A 21,458-nucleotide genomic window follows, 5' to 3' on the forward strand; every position below is an offset into this window, starting at 1 on the left:
CCTCAGCAACAGAAAATGAAAACCTGCAACGCCGATGCCACCACCAAATTACTCAAAGGTGATGAGCGCAAGGCGTTCATGAGTGATTGCCTGAGGAACAAATAAGTCCCGGTTCGGGAAATGTGGGGGCCTGATCGCGAGCAGGCTCGCTCCCACAATGGATCTATGTTCGCAAGACCAAAGTGGGAGCGAGCCTGCTCGCGAAGGGGTCAGTCAGGGCACTGCAAAAAAACGCGGAACCCCGACCAAAGTCGAGCTACACAATTCCTAGTGCTGCCACCGGAACGCTGGCAGACTGCCAATCCTTTTACGCTGTTCGTTTTGAGGCTGTATGCCAACGTTTTCTCAACGCCACGTTTTGCTGCTGATCAGTTGGTTCATCATTTTTGGTGGTTTGCTACTGGTGATCCCGCTGCGCTTGTTGCCAAGCCTGCTGGCCGGTCTGCTGGTGTTCGAACTGGTCAATATGCTCACGCCGCAATTGCAGCGGCTGATCGAAGGGCGGCGTGCGCGCTGGTTGGCGGTGGCGTTGCTCGGGACCTTGGTGGTGAGTGTGCTGGCGCTGATCTTTGCCGGCGCCTTCAGCTTCCTGCTGCACGAAGCGGAAAACCCCGGCGCTTCCCTCGATAAATTCATGGGCGTGGTCGACCGGGCGCGCGGGCAATTGCCGCCGTTCATCGACGCCTATCTGCCCGCCAGTGCCGGTGAATTCCGCGTGGCCATCGGCGAATGGATCAGCAAGCACTTGAGCGACTTGCAGCTGGTAGGCAAGGATGCGGCGCACATGTTTGTGACGCTGCTGATAGGTATGGTGCTGGGCGCGATCATTGCCTTGCAGCGCGCCCCCGACGTGACCAAGCGCAAGCCTCTGGCGGCCGCACTGTTCGACCGCTTGCACCTGCTGGTCCAGGCTTTTCGTAACATCGTGTTTGCGCAGATCAAGATTTCGCTGCTTAACACCTTCTTCACCGGAATTTTCCTGGCGGTGGTCCTGCCGATGTTCGGCATCAAGCTGCCTCTGACTAAAACCCTGATCGTGCTGACCTTCCTGCTCGGCCTGCTGCCGGTGATCGGCAACCTGATGTCGAACACCCTGATCACCATTGTTGGCTTGTCACTGTCGATTTGGGTCGCGGTGGCGGCGCTGGGTTACCTGATTTTTATCCACAAGCTCGAATACTTCCTCAACGCGCGCATTGTCGGCGGGCAGATCAGTGCCAAGTCGTGGGAGTTGCTGCTGGCGATGCTGGTGTTCGAGGCCGCGTTCGGCCTGCCGGGGGTGGTGGCGGGGCCGATTTATTACGCGTATTTGAAGAGTGAGTTGAAGCAGGTGGGGATGGTTTGATCCAGGTGATGTATCGCCTGGACTGCCCCTTTCGTCGGAACGCCGCCCGGAGACAGGCTCGCTCCCACAATTGACCGAGATCCAATGTGGGAGCGAGCCTGCTCGCGAAGGGGGCGCCGCGGTTTCGGATCAGTCCATGCTGCCGTAACGCTTGGCCGCTTCAATCGCCAACCCGCTACCAATGCTGCCAAAGATGTTCCCTTCCACATGCCGCGCATTCGGCAACATCGCCGAAACACTGTTGCGCAACGCTGGAATCCCGCTTGAACCGCCGGTGAAGAACACCGTATCCACCTGATCGACCCGCACATCGGCGTCGTTGAGCATCTGGGTCACGCTGGTGCGCACGCGCTCCAGCAGCGCTTCGATGGCGGATTCGAACAACGCCCGGCTCAGTTCAACACTCAGCCCCGGCTCGATGCGGTCCAGCGGCACATGGCGGCTATCGGCGTGGGTTAGCTGAATCTTGGTTTCTTCCACTTCCATGGCCAGCCAATGGCCGGCGCGCTGGTCGATCAGCTTGAACAGGCGATCGATGCCGCCAGTGTCTTCGATGTCGTAACGCATGCTGCCCAGGGCCAGGGTCGACTTTTGCGAGTACACCGAGTTGATGGTGTGCCAGGTCGCCAGGTTCATGTGGTGGCTGGTGGGCATGTAGGCGCCGCTCTTCATGCGGCTGCCGTAGCCGAACAGCGGCATCAGGCCTTGCAGGCTCAGTTGCTTGTCGAAATCGGTCCCGCCGATGTGCACGCCGCCGGTGGCGAGGATGTCGTCGTGACGGTTGTCGTGGTTGCGGCGTTCAGGCGACAGACGCACCAGCGAGAAGTCGGACGTACCACCGCCGATATCGACGATCAGCACCAGCTCTTCTTTTTCGATGGTCGACTCATAGTCGAATGCCGCCGCAATCGGTTCGTACTGGAACGAAACATCCTTGAAGCCAATGGCGCGAGCCACATCCACCAGGGTGTTTTCGGCTTCCTGGTCGGCCAGTTCATCGTCATCGACGAAAAACACTGGACGGCCCAGCACCACTTCCTCGAACTCCCGACCGGCGGCTGTTTCGGCGCGCTTCTTCAACTGGCCGATAAATAGCCCGAGCAGGTCCTTGAACGGCATCGCCGTACCGAGAACGCTGGTGTCGTGCTTGATCAACTTGGAGCCCAGCAGGCTCTTGAGCGAGCGCATCAGCCGGCCTTCGTAGCCTTCCAGGTACTCGTGCAGCGCCAGCCGGCCGTACACCGGGCGGCGTTCTTCCATATTGAAGAAGACCACCGAGGGCAGGGTGATCTTGTCGTCCTCCAGCGCGATCAGCGTTTCCATGCCGGGGCGCAGCCAGCCGACGGTGGAGTTGGACGTGCCAAAGTCGATACCACAGGCACGGGCTGGAGATGCGTTTTTCATGTCTTTCAAGTTCCGGTTAAAAAACGGCCGCGCAGTGTATGCCAGTGCGACGAATAATCGAAGGCCGACTATCTGCTAATTCGCAGGCATTAGCGCTTGAAAGACTCAGCTTTGCCCCAAACTTGCTGGCATGGGCCTGGTAGCCAACCGGCGGTCGCAAGAACCGTCGTCCGCTGCCGATAAACTTCTGACGCGCTGCCCGGTCACAAAATTGAGATCGGTCAAACCAAACGCTGCAAACAAGAGCATGCTGTGGCTGGCGACGCGATTTGATAACGGATGGTGATTCTTAGATGGACTTCAAAGACTATTACAAGATTCTCGGTGTGGAGCCGACCGCTGACGATAAGGCCATCAAGGCCGCCTATCGCAAGCTGGCGCGCAAATACCACCCCGATGTCAGCAAGGAAAAGGACGCCGAGGCCAAGTTCAAGGACGCCTCGGAAGCCTATGAAGCGCTGAAAAGCGCCGACAAGCGCGCCGAATATGACGATTTGCGCAAATATGGCCAGCACGGCCAACCGTTCCAGGGCCCGCCAGGGTGGCAAGGGCGTGGCGCAGGCGGTTTCGGTGGTGGTCAGGACGCGGGCGATTTCTCGGACTTTTTCAGTTCGATCTTCGGCAACCGTGGCCCTGGTTTCAATGGTGGACAGTCGCGTCGCAGCACCGGACGTCGAGGGCAAGACGTGGAAATGGAACTCGGGATTTTTCTGGAAGAAACCCTCTCGAACGAATCGAAGAAGGTCACCTTCCAGGTGCCGCAGTACAACCCTGCCGGCCAGCACGTCAGCAACACCAGCAAAAGCCTGAACGTAAAAATCCCGGCCGGCGTGACCGACGGCGAGCGCATCCGCCTCAAAGGCCAAGGGGCTCCGGGCGTGGGTGGCGGGGCCAATGGCGACTTGTACCTGACGATCCGTTTTGCGCCGCACCCCAAATTCGATGTCGAAGGCGAGAACCTGATCATCACGTTGCCTCTGGCACCGTGGGAGCTGGCGCTGGGCGCAGAAGTTGCCGTGCCGACCCTGACCGGCAAGATCAACCTCAAGGTGCCAGCCGGCAGCCAGAACGGCCAGCGCATGCGCGCCAAGGGCCATGGCTTGCTGAACAAGACGGGCGAGCGTGGCTTCCTGTTCGTTCAACTCAAGGCCGTCATGCCAAAAGCGTCGAGCGATGAAGTCAAGGCGTTGTGGCAGGAACTGGCGAAAAAAGCTGAGTTCAACCCGAGAGAACATTTCTGATCCAAGAGACGGAGTAGCCCATCATGAGCAACCCCCTGATCGTTCACCTGGACCTGGCAGAATTCTGTGAGGCGACCGACCTGTCGGACGTCTACGTGATCGAAATCGTCGAACACGGCATCCTCGAACCTCAGGGCACACAGCCCAAGGATTGGCGCTTCAACGATTACGAACTGGCGCTGGCCAAGCGCGCCGCCAAGCTACGGCACGACCTGGAGCTGGAATGGGAAGGCGTTGCTTTGGCGCTGGACCTGCTGGAAGAGGTGCAGCAGTTGCGGGCCGAGAACCGGATGTTGAAGCAGCGGTTGGGGCGGTTGGTGGTCGAGTAGGTGTTCTGGGTTTTTGTATTGTCTGTTCGGGCGCCATCGCGGTCTCCTGCTTTACACCCTGCGGGGCAACACCACAGTAAACAGCGTCCCATCCGCCTCGCTGGAGCTGACCTCTATCGTCCCGCCATGCGCATTCACCACTTCCTTGACAATAAACAACCCCAGGCCAAGGCTGGTCGTTGGCTGGCCGAGTTCCTCGTCGGCGCTGCGCACCAGCGGGTCGAAGATGGTGCCGATGGCATCCTCGGGAATCGGAACGCCAAAGTTGTGCACTGTCAGGCGAACCGCGTCCGGCTCGCCGCTCACGGTGACGTTGACATCCTGTTTGTTTAAACCGTGCTGCAACGCATTGCCAATCAGGTTCTGTAGCAGCTGATCAAGTCGTCCGGCATCCCAGACGCCTCGGGTATCGCCCACGACGTTCACTGTTGGATCGCACTCCGGGTTACCGGCGCAGGCTACGGCAATCGCGGCATGGGCTGCATCCGCCAGATCCATGGGCGCCGGTTCGATGGGCAGGCTCTTGCCCAAACGACTGCGCACCAGCTCCAGCAAATCGCTGACCATTACCGCCATGTGTCGAGCGCCGCGCTTTATGTTGATCGCGCAGGTCAGTGCATCGCCTTCAAGCGCGGCTTTGCGCAGTAACAGTTCGGTAGACATGCTCACCGCTTGCAGCGGGGCCCGCAGGTCATGCCCCAGGATTGCGAGAAAGATGTCCCGTGAATGATTGACCTGCTCGGCATAGGCCGCAGTGGATTCGGCAAGGGCTTCGTCGATGGCTTCGTTGAAGCGGATCATGTCCTGGAAGTAGGTCAGGTCCGGTGATTCCAGGCTGTTGACCCACAAGCGAATCACACAGGCTCGCAGGTGGCGGAATTCGCTTGTCATCTGCACCAGATCGAAGCCCACGGTATGGCGCAGTTCACCATGGCTGGCGCCGGCCTCGTCCAGGCTTGGCGTTTTCTCCGGCCCTTCCCCCTTGGCCTTGGCGCTCTGTTCGCGGGCGGTTTGCGCAGTGGTCATGTCCCGCGCTGCCGCTAACAGGATTGCCTTGGCGTGATCACGCAAAGCCGCACGATCCATATTTTCAGCCGCCGGCGTGATGGTTCTGGCGAACTGCTCCCATTCATCGACGATACGGTCCACGTGTTGCCTGATGAATTCGGATAAGCGCATGGCCGGTTTCCTGACTGAAGGTCTGGGCAGCTTAGTCTTTTTGACGGCGGCCCAATACTACCGTTCACGCGCAGGTTCAGAGGGCGAGACGGTCAGGGTGGTAATTAATTATTTTTCAGGTTTTAAAGTTGAATGTGAGTCGCTGTTTTCAAGCGGTTTGTCAGCAGTTATTTAATCTTTTGTTTTTTTCGTCGTTGCATAAGCTGGTTGCTCTTGTCGTCGCATAGGGATTTTTGCGAAATGGAAGCGTCATCAGAAGGAACTGTATTGGAAACATCGCCAGCGGTGTCCGATGAGGGTGAGAACATCTATCTGGAATACCTCAAACAAAAAGTCCCGGCGTTTATAAAGACCGTGCCGGCTGACAGGCTTGAGTCATTCGTCAACCAGAGCCCGGCTGTTCCCGAGTGGTATGGCCGTGCGCGCGCCATGGATCGCCAGTACTTGAAAGGGCTTATCGATGAGCGCTGGCGATTGCAGGGCTCTTTGGAAAAGACACTCAATGATTTGCAACAGGACATCAAAGCCTTTGCGCAACCGTTACTTGTTCAAGCCCTGAAAGATCAGCTGGATCTTGAACAGGACGTTAATACAACGTTAGTGCGGCTTTATGTTCCCGCCACACTGACATTTGGTATTGATACTCACGCCAGTCGATTCAGACAACACACGTTGCTGGAAGCGGCTCTGCACAATTTTGAAGAATCGGAAACACAGGCCGGCGCCTTTCGCGATGGCTCCGGTATTTTCACCAAGGATGCCGCAGGGGAATTGCAACGCCAGGCGCTGACAGTCGAGCGGTTTGCTGTCCTGTGCCGGACGCTGGATATCGGCGCACAGTATCAGAAACACATCACCGAACAGCTCAAGCCAGCAACCGTTGATATCAGGACAACGCTTGAACAGCATACCGTCGCCTGCGAAATAGCGGCTTTCAATGAATCAGCACTCATTGCGTATTTAAAGAACGACATTTCTTACTATTCATACGGCAAGTTGCAGGACGTGCGGGATCGTAAAAGCAACATCATGTTGGGCAGTCGACCGCTGCAATGTCATCGCTTGTCACTCATGGGATTCAAGCTGACCGGCATTGTATTGTTCAGTGCGGTGGCGGACCCCTCGCTGGTGAAAAGAACCTATGACAGTCTGATTCCGGCGCACCAGCGATTGTTGACGGACTGGTCTCAGCGCCTGTCGATATTGCCGGGCCAGGAGTTTGAACAGTTCAAGTTACTCGAGGCGTTTTTCGCCAACGGCCCCCGTGGTGTGCTTGATGAAATGCTCCGTCAGGACGATATCTATCAACAAAGTCGTCTGGACGGCCCATTGATCGCTTATGTGCCGGACGACCCCGAACACCCGCTCAAGGAATATGCATCGTTCACTGATTTCATGAAGGTGCTGATCAGCCAGTTGCGTTCACCAGGCTATCAACGGTTTTTCAGCCGTTTCGTGGCGCAAAAAGACAAGGGCCGTTTCTTCTCGAGAGTCAACGAGCGCCTCACCACCTTTACCTGGCATCAACGCGAGCCTCTGGACATGGGCCCGTGGTGGAGGGAAACCGCCACGGAAAACCCCGATGCGGAGCCGATCACCAACCCCGTCACGGGCGATATCTGGCGTCATATCTCAGGCTGGCGCAGAGAGAAAGCCATCGCCGACGCGCGACAAATTGCCGTGCCCACGGATGATGAAGATGCTGCCGCTCGCTGGGCGCGGTTGACCAGTTACTTGAGTCTGGGCTGGAACGTGTTCAATTTTGGCGCCCTGCTGGTGCCGGGGCTGGGCGAAGCCATGCTGGGCATCATGGCCGGGCAAATGCTGCTCGAAACCATGGAGGGCATTGAAGACTGGAGCAAAGGGGACCGGGAGGAAGCATCGGGTCTGCTGGTCGGGGTCATGATCAATGCGTCTCAACTGGCACTGATGATGGCCGGGCACGTGTTGCCCGCACGCCTCCCGACACCGGTCAAGGCATCGTCGTTTGTCGATCAGCTGAAAAAGGTCGAGCTCCCCGATGGGGCTACCCGTCTCTGGAAACCCGACCTGAAACCCTATGAATACGCGGTTTCCCTGCCCAAAGATGTGGCGCCGAATGAACGAGGTCTTCATCGACACAATGGCAGGGATTTTCTTCCACTGGAGGGCAAGCACTTCGCGGTCAACGAGGATCCGCAGACCGGCCAGCCGCAGTTGCAGCACCCGAATCGATCGACGGCCTATCAGCCGAAGTTGAAGCACAACGGGGTCGGTGCCTGGCAAACCGAACTCGACCGCCCCATCGAATGGGACAAAACCACCCTCATGCGTCGTCTGGGGCCGATGGTCGACGGGTTCGATGAGGCGAAGCTGGAACACATCCGTATCGCCAGTGGTGTAGAAGAAAACGCACTGCGCAGGTTGCAGGTGGAGAACGACGCACCACCGGCGCTGTTCGTCGACACGATAAGACGCTTTCAGGCATGCGCTGAAACCGAAAAACAGCAAGGTCCGTTGACCTATCTGCAACGCAAGACCCGTTTCGATGCGCTCTACAACGCGCATCAACTTTCAGAGCATGCCGGTGTGCGGGTGATACAGGACGCCTTTTCGCACTGCCCGGCCAACCTTGCCGAAGAGCTGCTGGCCGCCGCCGCGCCTGAAGACCTGCGTGTGGTTGCGCAGAAAAAACGTCTTCCCTTGAAGCTCAAGCAGCAAGTGCGTGACGCCTTGCTGGAGGTGCGTACGACGCGGGCCTACGAAGGGCTATTCCTTGAGTTTCTGCACACCGCAGATACCGAAAGACTGGCGTTGCACACCCTGGAAACATTGCCGAACTGGCCTGGCGATGTGCGCATCGAAATCCGTGAGCATTCGTTCTCCGGCCCCCTGCGAGACAGCATTGGCCCGCAAGACGCAAGCGTGCGCAAGGTGCTGGTGAGTAGCGACGGTGACTATCAGGCGCGGGACGCTGCCGATCACCATCTGCATGGTGCTGACAATCTGTTTGCTTCAGTGCTGCATGCGCTGCCCGACACGCAACGTATTGCGCTCGGTTATGAGATCAATCAAGGGGAAGCACTCAGGCAGGCGGTTCAAAGGGCACCACTGGCGCGGGACAGGTTGCAACCGATGCTGGCCGACAACCCGATCCGCAAGCCGTTTTATGATCCCCAAACGATGAAACTGCGCGGTGGCATGCCGGGTGGTGCGCAAGGCATTCAACGACTCAACGCACGGCTGACCCCGCAAGAACGGGTCAGGAGTGTGCGTCCCGGCTGGACAGAGGACGAGGCCCGGACCTATCTGGAGGGCGACGGTCGCGAAGGCAGCCCGCAGCTGCGCGCCAGTGAACTTGAGTCGCAGTTCAATCGACTCAACGCCAACTTCCAGCGCTGGCTGAATTCACCCACCGACACCTTCAGGTTCAGCGCCGCAGGAAGAGCCGAATGGCAGTCAAGAAACGCCTTATACAACGCGATCAGGCAATGCTGGCAGCACACCGGGCCAAGGGATGTGGATGTCTTCGGCAATATGCACGGGATAACGCTGGACCTGAGTGGTATGCCACTGGGAAGGCATTTGGCGACGATGCCGCCTCTGGAGGGGGATTTTGGGCATGTCACCCACCTGAATCTGCTGAACAGCGGATTGGCCGATGCCCAGGTGTCGCTGCTCGATCACTTTCCCAAGCTTCGCCACCTGAACCTCAACGACAACCCGCTCACGCGGTTTCCTCGTGTGGTGGGCCGGATGCGCGGGCTGACGGAGTTGAATCTGCGTGGCAATCGAATCGTGCTGGATGCACCGTCGGTGGCGGATCTGGGCGGGCTTGTGCACCTGGAAAGCCTGGACTTGATGGGTAACCCTTTGGGGCGCGTTCCCGATATCGGCCGCATGCCCATGCTGCATACGCTGCTGTTGACTGACACGGGTATTTCCACTTGGCCCGGCGGATTGTTTTCACTGCCCAGGTTCCGGCATTTCTATCTGGATATTCAGTTGAACCGGATCCTTGAGGTCCCTTCGGTTGCGCCGGGCAGCGCCGACGCGGAGCTGTTAGCGCGCACGGTGCTGAGCCGCAATGCGCGGTGGTTGCCGGAGGCCAATCTACAGACGCTGCGCGAGTACATTCAGTCCGTGGGTATGGACCCTGATCGACCTTATCCGCCCCGTGGAGTACGCGATAGCCTCGATTGGGAGCAAGGTCTGACTCGGCCTGAGTGGGTCGCCCGGCAGGAGGTCTGGAATGAGGTCGAGGATGAATTCGGTTCATTGCCGTTCTTCAACGAGATCCGCAAACTGACGGAGTCGTATCACTTCAAACACGACATTGCCTTTCGAGTGGATATGACCGCCAAGGTCTGGCGCATGCTCGACGCCATGGCCAAGGACACCGCGCTGCGAGAAAAACTGTTCACGATGTCCACGGCACCGACGCAGTGTGTCGATGGCGGGGCTCACCTGTTCAACGCCATGGGTGTGGAAGTGCTGATTCACGAAGCCTATGAACTGGCGAGCCGGAATCTGGTGGAAGCAGAGCTGGTGCAGCTGGCGCAGGGCAAATCCCGTCTGGATGAGCTGAGCAAAATCGCCCACAAGGTCATTGGTGAGCGAACGAGTCAGGGCGAGCAGTTCAGACGCGTCAATGCGGCGGGTGAAGTCACCGGCACCATTGATGAAGTCGAGGTACACCTGGCGTACATGACGGACCTGGCCGACCGCCTCGAACTGCCTTGGCAGTCTCGAAAAATGCAGTTCAGGACAATCGCCGCGGTCACGCCACAGATGATCGAAGCGGCCTGTCAGCGTGTGCTGGATCTGGAGGCCGGGGAGCTGCTGCGTGATTCGATCAGCGAACAGCCGTTCTGGGTGTCTTACATCCAGGGCTCCAATCGTCGTGCGTTCAAAGCCATCAGGCGCCGTATCGACGCGACCACCGATTTTTACATGGCGCTGGAAAAGCGGGCGACCCCGTCCCTTTCCTTGCCGGAAAAAGCGCAATTGAAAGAAGAGATCCGGGTACTCGCCGCCGAACTTGGCAAGCCGGAAAGCGAGTTCGCCCCAGGACTTGTCATGAGCGCCCAAGCGTATGAAAGCGAAATGAGCCAGCTCAATGCCCAGACGCAGACATTGCTCAAGACGCTGACCCGACAAGCGATGGACCGGACAAAACTGCAACGGGCCGAAACGCCCCTCACCCTGAAAAACTGAATCGACGAGGATGTCGATGACGGCATGGAAACCGATGGTTTTCGTGCCGCCCTATTACTTCGTACATAAGGATATGTACCTTGCGAAACAAACACGAAAGCAACGACAAAAATACAGCGCAACCACCGGCTGCCGAGCAACAAAGTGTTCACGCCGAATTCATGGCCAACGCCATCCCGGCCTGGATGGTGAATGCTTCGCCCGAACGGCGAGAGGCGCTGAAAAACGCTCCGCTCATTCTTCCCGACTGGTACCAGGCGGCGTCGCAGGCGCAGCGTCAGGCCTTGAACGCGAGTTTTGTGGCGAGTGTGACATCGCAGAACCTGCTGGATAAAACAATGTCGCGCCTGCAGGACATTGATGCGTTTGCCGAACCGCTACTGGTCAAGGCGCTCAAGGATCAGTTCGGAGTGGAACTGGACGTCACTAAAACCTTTCTGCAACTGAAAAAGCCTCTGGAGATGGGCATTCTGGAAATCGAGGTCGGCACCTTCGAGGTGTTGAAGTTGCCGCTGCTGCAAGCCGCGTTGCACAACTTCGAAGCGCGGGAGTGTGCTCCCGCTCACTTTCATTCTTCCTCAGGCTTTGTTGTCGAATCGACTCCGGGCCAGTTCAGCGAAGTGACCACGGCCCTGACGGTGATGCAGTACCTGAAGCTGTGTCGGGAGCTGGACATCGGTGCGAAGTATCAGGCGTATCTGAAAGACTTTTTGCAACCTTCCAGTCCCGTGGCCGAAGCCGTACTGCGCAACCGGTTTGTGGACAGTCAAAAAGCTGCGATACGCGCGGCTGCCGAGCTCGCCTTGCTGAAGAAGGACATCGAACCGAAGGATTACTCGATGATCCTTTCGGTCATCGACGGAGAAATCAACCCGACGATAGACAACACACCGGTGTGGATATGCGACCTGGTGTTGATGAAGAAAAGAATGACCGGCTGCGTGCTTTTCCATATTTGCGAAAAATATCGCTATTGCGATGATGTCCTTCTCTACATTCCCCACGACCCGCAGCACCCGTTAAAACGTTACAAGGGCCGGGAAATGGAGGCGACCTTGAAGCGACTGTTCATGGCCACTGACGCCTCGCCACCGGCCAATGGTGGCCCGACGGCGTATCAACGCTTTTTCAGTCAGTTCGTTGCCTATGCCGATCGTCCGTATTACTTCAGCCAGTTCACCCGAAAGGCAGCGGACTCCAAGCCAGACCCGATAGCGCCCTTGCGATCACCCTTGTGGAAAGCGATTGAAGTGCTCCCGCCGTTTTTTTCGACCTTCTACCAGCTTAACGAACTGCCTCCCGAATCACCGTCCCGACAGGAGCCGGTCGACGAACCTTATATCCCGATCAAGGGTTACCGGCAGCATGGTCTCTGGGGACCGAACGTCGATCCCTGGGTGGATCTCTATGAGCAAAGTCGTCGCAAAATCCTGGCGGATGCCCGCAGTCACGCGGTGCCCACGGCCGATGTCGATGCCCGGGTGCGAGCAGAAAAAATCGCTCATTTGCTTGAGGTCGGCATGCTGGTGTTGAACGTCACCTCGATGTTTGTACCGGTGCTGGGTGAGGTGATGATCGGGGTGATGGCCGGCCAGATCCTGTACGAGACATTCGAAGGGGCCATTGAGTGGAGCGAGGGTGATCGCAACGCGGCCTGGGCTCACCTGACCGACGTGGCGGAAAACCTCGCGCTGATTGCCGTTCTGCACGGCGCGGCCAAGGGGCTGGGCAAGCTGACAGCAGTGAAGCCCGAACCCGTGGTCGAGGGATTGAAACCGGTCACGTTGCCCACGGGGAAGCAACGGCTGTGGAAGCCGGACCTTGAACCGTACAAGGCTCCCGTTACGTTACCGGCGAATTCGCAGCCTGATGGACTGGGGCTGCACTCAGTCAACGGCCACGCTATTTTGCCGCTCGATGAGGCGCGCTTTTTGGTCAGGCAAGATCCCGCCAGCGGTGAGTATTGCATCCAGCACCCGCGCCGGCCCGAGGCCTATGCACCGCACCTGGACCATAACGGCGCGGGCGCGTGGAGCCACGAAGGTGAAGAACCCCTGAGCTGGGACGGGCCGATCCTGATGCGACGGCTGGGCTATCGCGCGCAGGCCTTCACGGAGGCGCAACTGGAGCAGGTGCGCATCGCCAGTGGCGTCGAGCACGATCAGCTGCGTCGCCTGCATGTCGAACAACAGCCACCTGGGGCGCAGCTGTCCGACACCTTCACGCGTTTTCGAATCGACCGGGACATTCAAACCTTCAGTAAACAGATCGGCAACGATGACCCTGAGGTCTACGCCAAGGCGGATCTGCGCCTGCAATTCAGGCTCATGCGCAGTCAGGAGCTGTTGCCCGCTACACCCCCGATCAAGGTCTTGGACAGCCAGGCAAACCTGATCTGGGAAGACCCGGTCACAGGCGCCGGGCAATCACGCCGGTTGACGTTCGTCGTGAGTGATCGCGAAGTGGCGAACGGCACGGTGCTCACGTCGCTGCTGGACCTGTTCAAAGCGCAACGGGTCGATATCGTACGTGTTCCGGGAACAGCGGATATGACGCTGGAACAACGCGCCACTGCACTGCGCAAGGAAATCGGCCGCGCCGTGCAGAACAAAAAATATTCATTGTTCGAGTCTCTGTATCGAGAACAGGAGGCCAACGGTCAAAGTTCCTTGGCACGAATCAAGGTGTTTTTCCCGCAGCTACCCAACGTCGTTGTAGAAGAGATACTGCAAGGCGCGACTCAGGCAGAACGGCTGGAAATGGACAATCCCGGGCCCTTGCCTCAGCGCCTATACGAGCAGGCCGAGCAGGCCCGACAGGAACTGCGTGTGGCGCGAGCCTATGAAGGCCTCTATCTCGAGATCTCCTCCGGCGTCGACAGCGAACGGTTGGCCCTGCGCAGTCTTGAAGCGCTGCCTGGCTGGCCGAAGGACGTGCATCTCGAGCTGCGCGAATACGGGCCGCAAGGGAAATTATTGGACGCGATCGGTCCTGCGCAGAGTCCGGTCCGTGCGGTGCTGGTGGTGGATGCGAACACCCGGTTCGCGCAATCGACTTCTGCAAGCCTCTATTCGTCTGTATTGCAGGCCCTGACGGCAGAGGAACGCCAGGCATTGGGCTTCACGCTGCAAGAGGCCGAGCGATTGAAAATGACGGTGCAACAGACGCCGTTGCCGCGAGATCAGTTGAGGGCGGTGCTTCAGAAGCACCGCGTGCTCAAGCCAAGCGTCGAGCCAGGCATGAAGTTGCTCGGCGGTGTTGGCCCGTTGCCGTCGGGGCAACAGGTCGCCAGCTTTTTCCGCACGCCGCGTGCGCGGGTGCTAAAGCTGTATCCCGACTTCAGCGAGGCCGAGGTCGAATCCTTCCTGCGCTCGTTGGGCGACGACGTTCGGGGTGGGCTGACTCGACGTGAAGCCGAATGCGCGACCCTCAAGAAAGAGTTGGATACCTGGGTTCAAACCCGCGTAACGGCAGAGCGCAGCCCCGCTGTAGCAGGGCGGTTTCCGGGGGCGCGCGAGCGTCAGATCGCCAGCAATATCAACCGCTGCTGGCGTCGGCAGACGGGCTCGATACTGAGCATCGACTCGACCGTTGAGCTGCCATCGCTGAGTGCCCGATTCGAGCATGTCGAGACGCTCGCGCTGACCGGTACAGGCGTGCGCAACCTCGATGCGTTTCTCAAGGGGTTCACCGAACTCAAGGCGTTGAGACTGGAGGGCATGTCCCGGCTCAGCGCATTGCCGGAGGCGGTCGGTGAAATGCAGGGTTTGACTCACTTGAGCCTCAGAGGCAGCCGGGTTCGATGGAATGAACACACGGCTACGGTGCTCGGTAAATTGAGTGCGCTTGAGACGCTCGACTTGTTGAAAAACCCGCTGGGTATCGCACCTGACTTCAGCACCATGACTCGACTGAAGAACATCAACCTCAGCGGCACCGGCATCGACCAATGGCCCTTGGGCATGGGGAATCTGCCCGATTTGCAAGTGCTGGACTTGCGCGAGAACCACCTGACCGAAATGCCCCAAGAGATGCTCTCTACGGCAGATGAACAACTGGAAGCCAACGCCAGGGTGAATCGGGTCACGCTGCTTGAGGGTAACCCGTTTACGCGCCAGGCCTGGCAGCAACTCAAGGACTATCGGGAACGTCTGCAAGCGCTAAGGCCTGAGCTCCTGGAGGGAAGCCTGCCAGATGCCTTTAAAGTTCAGGACTCAATGAGTGCCAGGGTTCGTCAACTGTACCCCGGCTTCGACGAATTCGACGTTGAGGAATTCCTGCAAACCCACGGGCTCGCGGCTGAGCCTGAGCTGGCTCGTCTTGAGCGTGAGTATGAAACGCTGAATCAGCAGCTATCGGCCTGGGCGTTTTCCGGGGGCGGCGCACGTTCGCGCTACGTTCGGGCCGGTCAGATGGCTGCCGGTTTGTCTGACCGGGCCGAGCGTTACACTGCCGCTGACCGCATTCGAGCGTGCTGGCGGCGGCAATCCCCGCAAAGAAACGCGGTCGACGGTAGCCCCATCGGTTTTGAGCTCGACTTGAGTGGCCAGACGCTCGACAGCGTGCCGGACCTTGAGGCCGATTTCAGTCATGTGGGTTCGCTCAAACTCAGCGGCATGGGCCTGAGCGTTTCGCCAGAGGGTTTTCTTGCGCATTTCAAAGGCGTGCGCTGGCTGGACCTGTCGGACAACCAGCTGACGGCGATACCCCCGGCGCTGGATGACATGCACGGGCTGACGCGTTTGTTTTTGCAGCGCAACCGCATCCGCTTGACTCCGGAAACGGTGGGGATCCTTTCCCGACGGACAACACTCAGGGCGATGAACCTGGCGCAAAACCCGCTGGGCATGGCGCCGGACTTCACTCAGATAACCGATATGCGCTCGCTCAACCTGAATTCGATCGACATTGAGACATGGCCGGTGGGCCTGGGTGCGCAGCCGTTACTGGATGTCATTGATTTGAGAAACAACCGGATCACGACGATCCCGGAGTCGGTGATCGCACCGCCTGCCGAACGGCTGGAACAGGTGGCAGGCCTCAATAACTTTACTCACATCGGTGGCAACCCGTTGTCTGAGGTCACCCAGCAACAGCTGCGCGATTATTGGAGCCGGCTTGAGCGCGAACGTCCGGATTTCTGGGGAGTCAGGCAACCGGGAGCCTTCGAGTATCGAGCCCCGATGGCGTTAGCCGGGCGCGCGACAGGCGGAGGGCAGGAATTGACAACGCTTCAGCGTTGGCTCAAAGACTTGCCCGCTGACCAGGTAACGGCCAGGCAGGCGCAATGGCAATCACTGTCGGCACAGGAGGGCTCCCAAGGGTTTTTCAATGTACTCAACGATCTCGAGAATGCCGGCGCCGGCCATACGGACCTTCAGAGACGTGTATGGGAAGTCGTCGACACCATCACCGAAGGCAACCCCGAATCCGTGGCGCTGCGTCAGGAGATGTTCGAGTGGGCCGGCAGGCCTGCCTGCTGTGATCGTGCCGCGTTGTCATTCAGCAACCTGGAAATCATGGCGCTGGTGTACCGGGCGCGGACGCTGGCCATGGACGGCGAGCAGAGTGCAGCCCTGCTGAAACTGTCCAGAGGCTTGTTCCGGCTGGAGGAACTCGAGAAAATTGCGTTGGCCGATATCGAGCAGCGCACAATCGCGATCAATAACACGCCGGGCTTGTCGGCGGCCCTCAAGACCCAGCAGATCCGCTTTCTGGAAGAGGTCGAGATCAAACTGGCCTATCGCTACGGGCTCAGGGACCGGCTCGAATTGCCGGGGCAACTGCGGCAAGTCCGTTTCGCTCACATGGGTAAAGTCACCCCGGCGATGCTTGATCAGGCCTGCGCCAAGGTGCTGGCGCTGGACGACTCGCCTGAAGAATTTCAGTCGCTGGTGGCGAAAGATTTCTGGAAAGACTTCGTCACCAACAAGTACCGCGCGCAGTTCGAAGCGCAGCGCGAACCCTATCAGGATCGCCTGGCCAAGCTGCGTGATCGCCAGCAGGCAGGGGAGTTATCAGAAGCGCAATTCAAGGTGCAATCTGCAGACCTGGATGCTCAGTTGCAGATTGAGGAGGCTGTGATGATCGAGAAGTTCTCTCGCGAGGAGTTGACCGAACACCCGATCTAAACAAACGCTGCTGACCGATGAACAAAGGCCTGGATCTGCGCAAGCATCCAGGCCTTTTCTGTGTGTCGCTCAACCGATCAAAACAGGAAATAGCGCTGCGCCATCGGCAACACATCCGCCGGCTCACACCACAGCAACACACCGTCGGCCTTGACCTGATACGTCTGCGGATCGACATCAATGTTCGGCAGGTAATCGTTGTGGATCAGGTCGGTTTTCTGCACCTCACGGCAACCTTTCACCACCGCGATTTTCTTCTTCAGGCCCAGTGCATCGGGAAGGCCTGCCTCCTGCGCCGCCTGGCTGATGAAGGTCATGCTGGTGGCGTGCAGCGAGCCACCGTAGCTGGCGAACATCGGCCGGTAGTGCACCGGTTGCGGCGTTGGAATCGAGGCGTTGGCGTCGCCCATCAGGCTGGCCGCGATGGCGCCGCCCTTGAGGATCAACGTCGGTTTGACCCCGAAAAACGCCGGGCGCCACAGCACCAGATCGGCCCATTTACCCACTTCCACCGACCCCACTTCATGGCTGATGCCGTGAGTGATCGCCGGGTTGATGGTGTACTTGGCGATGTAGCGTTTGGCGCGGAAGTTGTCGTTGCCCTCGCCATCGCCCGGTAGCGGGCCGCGCTGCTTTTTCATCTTGTCGGCGGTCTGCCAGGTACGGGTGATGACTTCGCCGACGCGGCCCATGGCTTGGCTGTCGGAGCTGATCATCGAGAACGCGCCGAGGTCGTGCAGGATGTCTTCGGCGGCAATCGTCTCGCGGCGGATGCGGCTTTCGGCGAAGGCTACGTCTTCGGCAATGCTCGGGTCCAGGTGGTGGCAGACCATCAGCATGTCGAGGTGTTCGTCGATGGTGTTGCGGGTGAACGGCCGGGTCGGGTTGGTGGAACTCGGCAGCACGTTGGCAAATCCGCAGGCCTTGATGATGTCCGGCGCATGACCGCCGCCCGCGCCTTCGGTGTGGTAGGTGTGGATGGTGCGGCCCTTGAAGGCGGCGAGGGTGGTTTCGACGAAACCGGATTCGTTGAGCGTGTCCGTGTGGATCGCCACCTGCACGTCGTACTGGTCGGCGACGCTCAGGCAGTTGTCGATGCTCGCCGGGGTGGTGCCCCAGTCTTCGTGCAGCTTGAGGCCGATGGCGCCGGCCTTGACCTGCTCGATCAACGGCTCCGGCAGGCTGGCGTTGCCTTTGCCGGTGAGGCCGATGTTCATAGGGAACGCGTCGGCGGCCTGGAGCATGCGCGCCAGGTGCCACGGCCCGGAGGTGCAGGTGGTGGCGTTGGTGCCGGTGGCAGGGCCGGTGCCGCCGCCGATCATGGTGGTGACGCCGCTCATCAATGCTTCTTCGATCTGCTGCGGGCAGATGAAGTGGATATGCGTGTCGATGCCGCCGGCGGTGAGGATCATCCCTTCACCGGCGATGACTTCGGTGCTGGCGCCGATGGCGATGGTCACGTTCGGCTGGACGTCCGGGTTGCCGGCCTTGCCGATGCCGGCGACGCGGCCGTCCTTGAGGCCAACGTCGGCTTTGACGATGCCCCAATGGTCGATGATCAGCGCGTTGGTGATCACCGTGTCGACGACCTCGGCGGCCAACAGCTGGCTCTGGCCCTGGCCATCGCGGATGACTTTGCCGCCGCCGAATTTCACTTCTTCACCGTAGGTGGTGAAGTCTTTTTCGACTTCGATCCACAGCTCGGTGTCGGCCAGGCGAACCTTGTCGCCGACGGTGGGGCCGAACATGTCGGCGTAGGCTTGTCTTGAGATTTTCATGCGCTTGCCTTGGGATTCAATTGGATTTGGAACCGCTCGCGTAGCTCGCTATCGCTGGCAAGCCAGCTCCTACAAGGGAATCGCATCCACATGCGGTCTCCTGTAGGAGCTGGCTTGCCAGCGAAGGGGCCAATGCACACGACGCACTAATCAGAGGTCACCCATGATCCGCCCGGCAAACCCGAACACCCGCCGATGCCCGGCCAGATCCACCAACTCGACCTCACGACTCTGCCCCGGTTCAAAGCGCACGGCGGTGCCGGCGGGGATGTTCAGGCGCATGCCGCGGCTGGCGGCGCGGTCGAAGGTCAGAGCGTCATTGGTTTCAAAAAAGTGGTAATGCGAGCCGACCTGGATCGGCCGGTCGCCGCTGTTGGCCACTTTCAGGCTGACGGTACGACGACCCGCGTTGAGCTCGATGTCGCCGGGCTGGATCTGGTATTCACCGGGAATCATCAGTGGGCTCCTTGCAGAATCTTGTAGTAGAGCGCGGTGGGTTTATAGCGACCGCTCGGGTCGCAGGCGTAGTCGGGGATTTCCCCCGCCCGGGTGTAACCCAGCGCCTTGTAGAAATCTTCAGCGGGGGAGCCGGCTTCGGTGTCGAGGTAGAGCATGCCGCGCTTGTGCTGGAGAGCAGCCTGTTCCAAAGCGCTCATCAACTGTTGGCCCAGCCCCCGCCGACGTGCGTGTTCGCGAACCAGGAGTTTTTGCACTTCGGCGCGGTTCAGGCCATTGGCTTTCTGACAAAGGGTCAGTTGCACGCTGGCCTGCACTTGTTCGTCCTTGACCACCACCCACAGCAGCACGTTGCCCTTGTTCAGGTTCTCCTGAACGTCATCGAAATAGGCGCGGGCCTGGGTGGTATCAAGATCAGCCATGAACCCGACGCTGGCGCCATAACCGACTGCGTCGAGCAGCAGATCAATCAAGCCCTGACGGTAGTGTGCAAAGCTTTCAACATTGACGCGGCGTAGCTGGGCGGCGTTCATCCGGAGTTACTCCTTGCGGGCGATTGGCGGCTCCGCGCCAGGATTGAGGGTCAGTTGCATGAAGGTCAGGTCCAGCCAGCGACCGAACTTGGTGCCCACTTGGGGCATCTGTCCGGTGGTGATGAAACCAGCGCGCTCATGTAGACGAATAGAGGCCGCGTTACCGCTTTCGATGGCCGCGACCATGACATGCTTGTCGCAGTCTTTGGCGCGTTCGATCAGCACGGTCATCAGTTGCGGGCCGAGGCCGTTGCCGCGCTGGTCGCTGCGTACATACACCGAGTGCTCGACGGTGTGGCGAAAGCCATCGAACGGCCGCCAGTCACCGAAGGACGCGTAACCCAGCACACTGTCGTCAGCGTCGACGATCACCAGAATCGGGTAACCCTGAGTTTGCCGGGCACTGAACCAGGCCTGGCGGTTAGCGAGGTCTACGGCCTGTTCGTTCCAGATCGCCGTGGTGCTCCGCACGGCGTCGTTGTAGATGTCGCGGATCGCTGGCAGGTCGGCCGGCACCGCATCGCGAATGTGGTAAGTCATGGCGGTGCCTCAGGCGATAGGTTGGTGGACGGTGACCAGTTTGGTGCCGTCGGGGAACGTCGCTTCAACCTGGATTTCCGGGATCATTTCCGGGATCCCTTCCATCACTTGTTCACGGGTCAGCAAGGTCGTGCCGAAGTGCATCAAGTCGGCTACGGTCTGGCCGTCACGCGCGCCCTCGAGCAGCGCAGCGGAGATGTAGGCCATGGCTTCCGGGTAATTGAGTTTCACGCCGCGCGCCAAACGCCGCTCGGCCACGAGGCCAGCGGTGAAGATCAGCAGCTTGTCTTTTTCGCGTGGGGTCAGGTCCATCGTTGGAATCCATCTGGGCAGATAAAAAAGTTCGGAACTGTAAACGCATCCCCTGTAGGAGCTGGCTTGCCAGCGAAGCCTTTGGCGTCAGTGAGTACGCCTTCGCTGGCAAGCCAGCTCCTACAGCGGAGCGGTGTTCAGGTGCTCCATATTCTTGGGGGGACGGCTTCGCGACCGAGCAACGCCGGCCTGAGCAATCGCCACACATCAATCAACCAGCCCCGCGCCAGCAGCGCTTCACTGGCCAGGCACCGAGCCACCAACAGCCCCGGCAACTGGGTCAAATCCCCGCGTACATCATTGGGCAGCGAACGACAGGTTTCCAGCAACTCGCTATCAATCTCACCGGTCACCAACAACGTTGCAAACACCGGTTGCCCGTCCAGCCCGATGGGCGAATCCAGCAAACCGTCATTCCCGACAATGCGCTGGCGTTCGTGCCAGAGCAACTGGCCGTCGCGGCGGATATCCAGATGCGCCTGAAAATGTCCGAGGTCAAAACGCTCGCCACTGGCCGGTCGGCCCAGCGCCACAACGTCCCAGTAGAACAACCGCGCGTCACCTTCCAGATCAATCGAGGTGCTCAGTTCGGCCTGGGCATCGCTGAAGATAATGGTCTCTTGCGGCAACCATTCCAGCGTTGCGCCCGAAGCCACCTTCAAATCAAGTTTCTGGTAGGCCGGACCCGCCGCGCGATACCACTTGGCCGCGCCGGGGCTGGTGATTTGTGCCCAGGCGTTTGTGCCGACGCTGGCCGAAATGTCCAACCGATCACCGCCGGCAATCCCTCCGGGCGGGTGAACGATGATGTGCTGGCACACCTCGGGGCCTTCGGCATACAGGTGCTTTTGCACCCGCAGCGGGCCTTTATGGCGACGCTGTACCGGGCGCGTGCTGTCGCCGAAACGGGCGTAGCCCAGCTCCAGCTCGGCGTGCCAGCTCGGCGTAAACAGGACAATAGGGGCAGGTAAATTCATAATTTCTAATTATCGTTAGGACGCTACAGATTAGATC

Annotated in this window: 15 protein-coding genes; 7 read left to right on the forward strand and 8 right to left on the reverse strand. The window is 59.3% G+C overall.

Annotation, left to right across the window (positions count from 1 at the left end; all coding sequences use genetic code 11):
• Positions 1–105: PsiF family protein (locus KGB06_RS10510; RefSeq protein WP_223515257.1), on the forward strand; the 105-nt coding region annotated here is incomplete at its 5' end.
• Between the two features lie 226 nt (positions 106–331).
• Positions 332–1,345, forward strand: coding sequence for an AI-2E family transporter (locus KGB06_RS10515; RefSeq protein ID WP_223515039.1), 1,014 nt, complete (start codon positions 332–334; stop codon positions 1,343–1,345).
• A gap of 129 nt (positions 1,346–1,474) precedes the next feature.
• On the opposite strand, the gene KGB06_RS10520 is transcribed toward KGB06_RS10515, so the two are convergent.
• Positions 1,475–2,749 (reverse strand): Hsp70 family protein, encoded by a 1,275-nt coding sequence (locus KGB06_RS10520; protein ID WP_223515042.1) that lies wholly within the window; start codon positions 2,747–2,749, stop codon positions 1,475–1,477.
• 293 nt (positions 2,750–3,042) lie between these two features.
• Here KGB06_RS10520 and KGB06_RS10525 point away from each other — a divergent pair, with 293 nt between their 5' ends.
• Both KGB06_RS10525 and KGB06_RS10530 read left to right on the forward strand, forming a co-directional pair.
• Entirely contained in the window at positions 3,043–3,990 is a 948-nt protein-coding gene (locus KGB06_RS10525) for a DnaJ C-terminal domain-containing protein (protein WP_223515056.1), read from the forward strand.
• A gap of 23 nt (positions 3,991–4,013) precedes the next feature.
• Positions 4,014–4,319: a chaperone modulator CbpM gene (locus tag KGB06_RS10530; protein ID WP_150779705.1), complete on the forward strand. Its 306-nt coding sequence runs from the start codon at positions 4,014–4,016 to the stop codon at positions 4,317–4,319.
• A gap of 51 nt (positions 4,320–4,370) precedes the next feature.
• On the opposite strand, the gene KGB06_RS10535 is transcribed toward KGB06_RS10530, so the two are convergent.
• Complete coding sequence (locus KGB06_RS10535) at positions 4,371–5,498, reverse strand: sensor histidine kinase (protein ID WP_223515059.1); 1,128 nt, start codon at positions 5,496–5,498, stop codon at positions 4,371–4,373.
• On the opposite strand from KGB06_RS10535, the gene KGB06_RS10540 reads away from it, so the two are divergent.
• The 3 genes from KGB06_RS10540 (at position 5,497) to KGB06_RS10550 (ending at position 16,825) form a co-directional block, all read left to right on the forward strand.
• On the forward strand, positions 5,497–5,673 hold the full coding sequence (locus KGB06_RS10540) for a hypothetical protein (RefSeq protein ID WP_223515062.1): 177 nt from the start codon (positions 5,497–5,499) through the stop codon (positions 5,671–5,673). The two genes, KGB06_RS10535 and KGB06_RS10540, sit on opposite strands and share 2 nt — an antisense overlap.
• A 65-nt stretch (positions 5,674–5,738) precedes the next feature.
• Entirely contained in the window at positions 5,739–10,694 is a 4,956-nt protein-coding gene (locus KGB06_RS10545; RefSeq protein WP_411741842.1) for an NEL-type E3 ubiquitin ligase domain-containing protein, read from the forward strand.
• An 80-nt stretch (positions 10,695–10,774) separates the two neighbouring features.
• Complete coding sequence (locus tag KGB06_RS10550) at positions 10,775–16,825, forward strand: NEL-type E3 ubiquitin ligase domain-containing protein (RefSeq protein ID WP_223515067.1); 6,051 nt, start codon at positions 10,775–10,777, stop codon at positions 16,823–16,825.
• A gap of 77 nt (positions 16,826–16,902) precedes the next feature.
• Here KGB06_RS10550 and ureC read toward each other — a convergent pair whose 3' ends face one another.
• From ureC to KGB06_RS10580, 6 genes are all read right to left on the reverse strand, one after another.
• Positions 16,903–18,603, reverse strand: coding sequence for an urease subunit alpha (gene ureC, locus KGB06_RS10555; protein WP_223515070.1), 1,701 nt, complete (start codon positions 18,601–18,603; stop codon positions 16,903–16,905).
• A gap of 150 nt (positions 18,604–18,753) precedes the next feature.
• On the reverse strand, positions 18,754–19,059 hold the full coding sequence (locus KGB06_RS10560) for an urease subunit beta (RefSeq protein ID WP_157714371.1): 306 nt from the start codon (positions 19,057–19,059) through the stop codon (positions 18,754–18,756).
• The gene (locus KGB06_RS10565) at positions 19,059–19,592 is read right to left on the reverse strand and encodes a GNAT family N-acetyltransferase (protein WP_223515072.1); all 534 of its coding nucleotides are present in this window, start codon (positions 19,590–19,592) and stop codon (positions 19,059–19,061) included. The genes KGB06_RS10560 and KGB06_RS10565 overlap by 1 nt, the downstream gene beginning before the upstream one ends.
• Before the next feature lie 6 nt (positions 19,593–19,598).
• Entirely contained in the window at positions 19,599–20,132 is a 534-nt protein-coding gene (locus KGB06_RS10570; protein WP_223515075.1) for a GNAT family N-acetyltransferase, read from the reverse strand.
• Between the two features lie 9 nt (positions 20,133–20,141).
• The gene (locus tag KGB06_RS10575; protein WP_007945249.1) at positions 20,142–20,444 is read right to left on the reverse strand and encodes an urease subunit gamma; all 303 of its coding nucleotides are present in this window, start codon (positions 20,442–20,444) and stop codon (positions 20,142–20,144) included.
• 137 nt (positions 20,445–20,581) lie between these two features.
• Positions 20,582–21,421, reverse strand: a complete 840-nt coding sequence (locus tag KGB06_RS10580; RefSeq protein WP_223515077.1) for an urease accessory protein UreD — start codon at positions 21,419–21,421, stop codon at positions 20,582–20,584.
• Between the last annotated feature and the right edge of the window lie 37 nt (positions 21,422–21,458).

This window comes from Pseudomonas sp. GL-B-19 (assembly GCF_019956415.1).
Lineage (GTDB): Bacteria > Pseudomonadota > Gammaproteobacteria > Pseudomonadales > Pseudomonadaceae > Aquipseudomonas.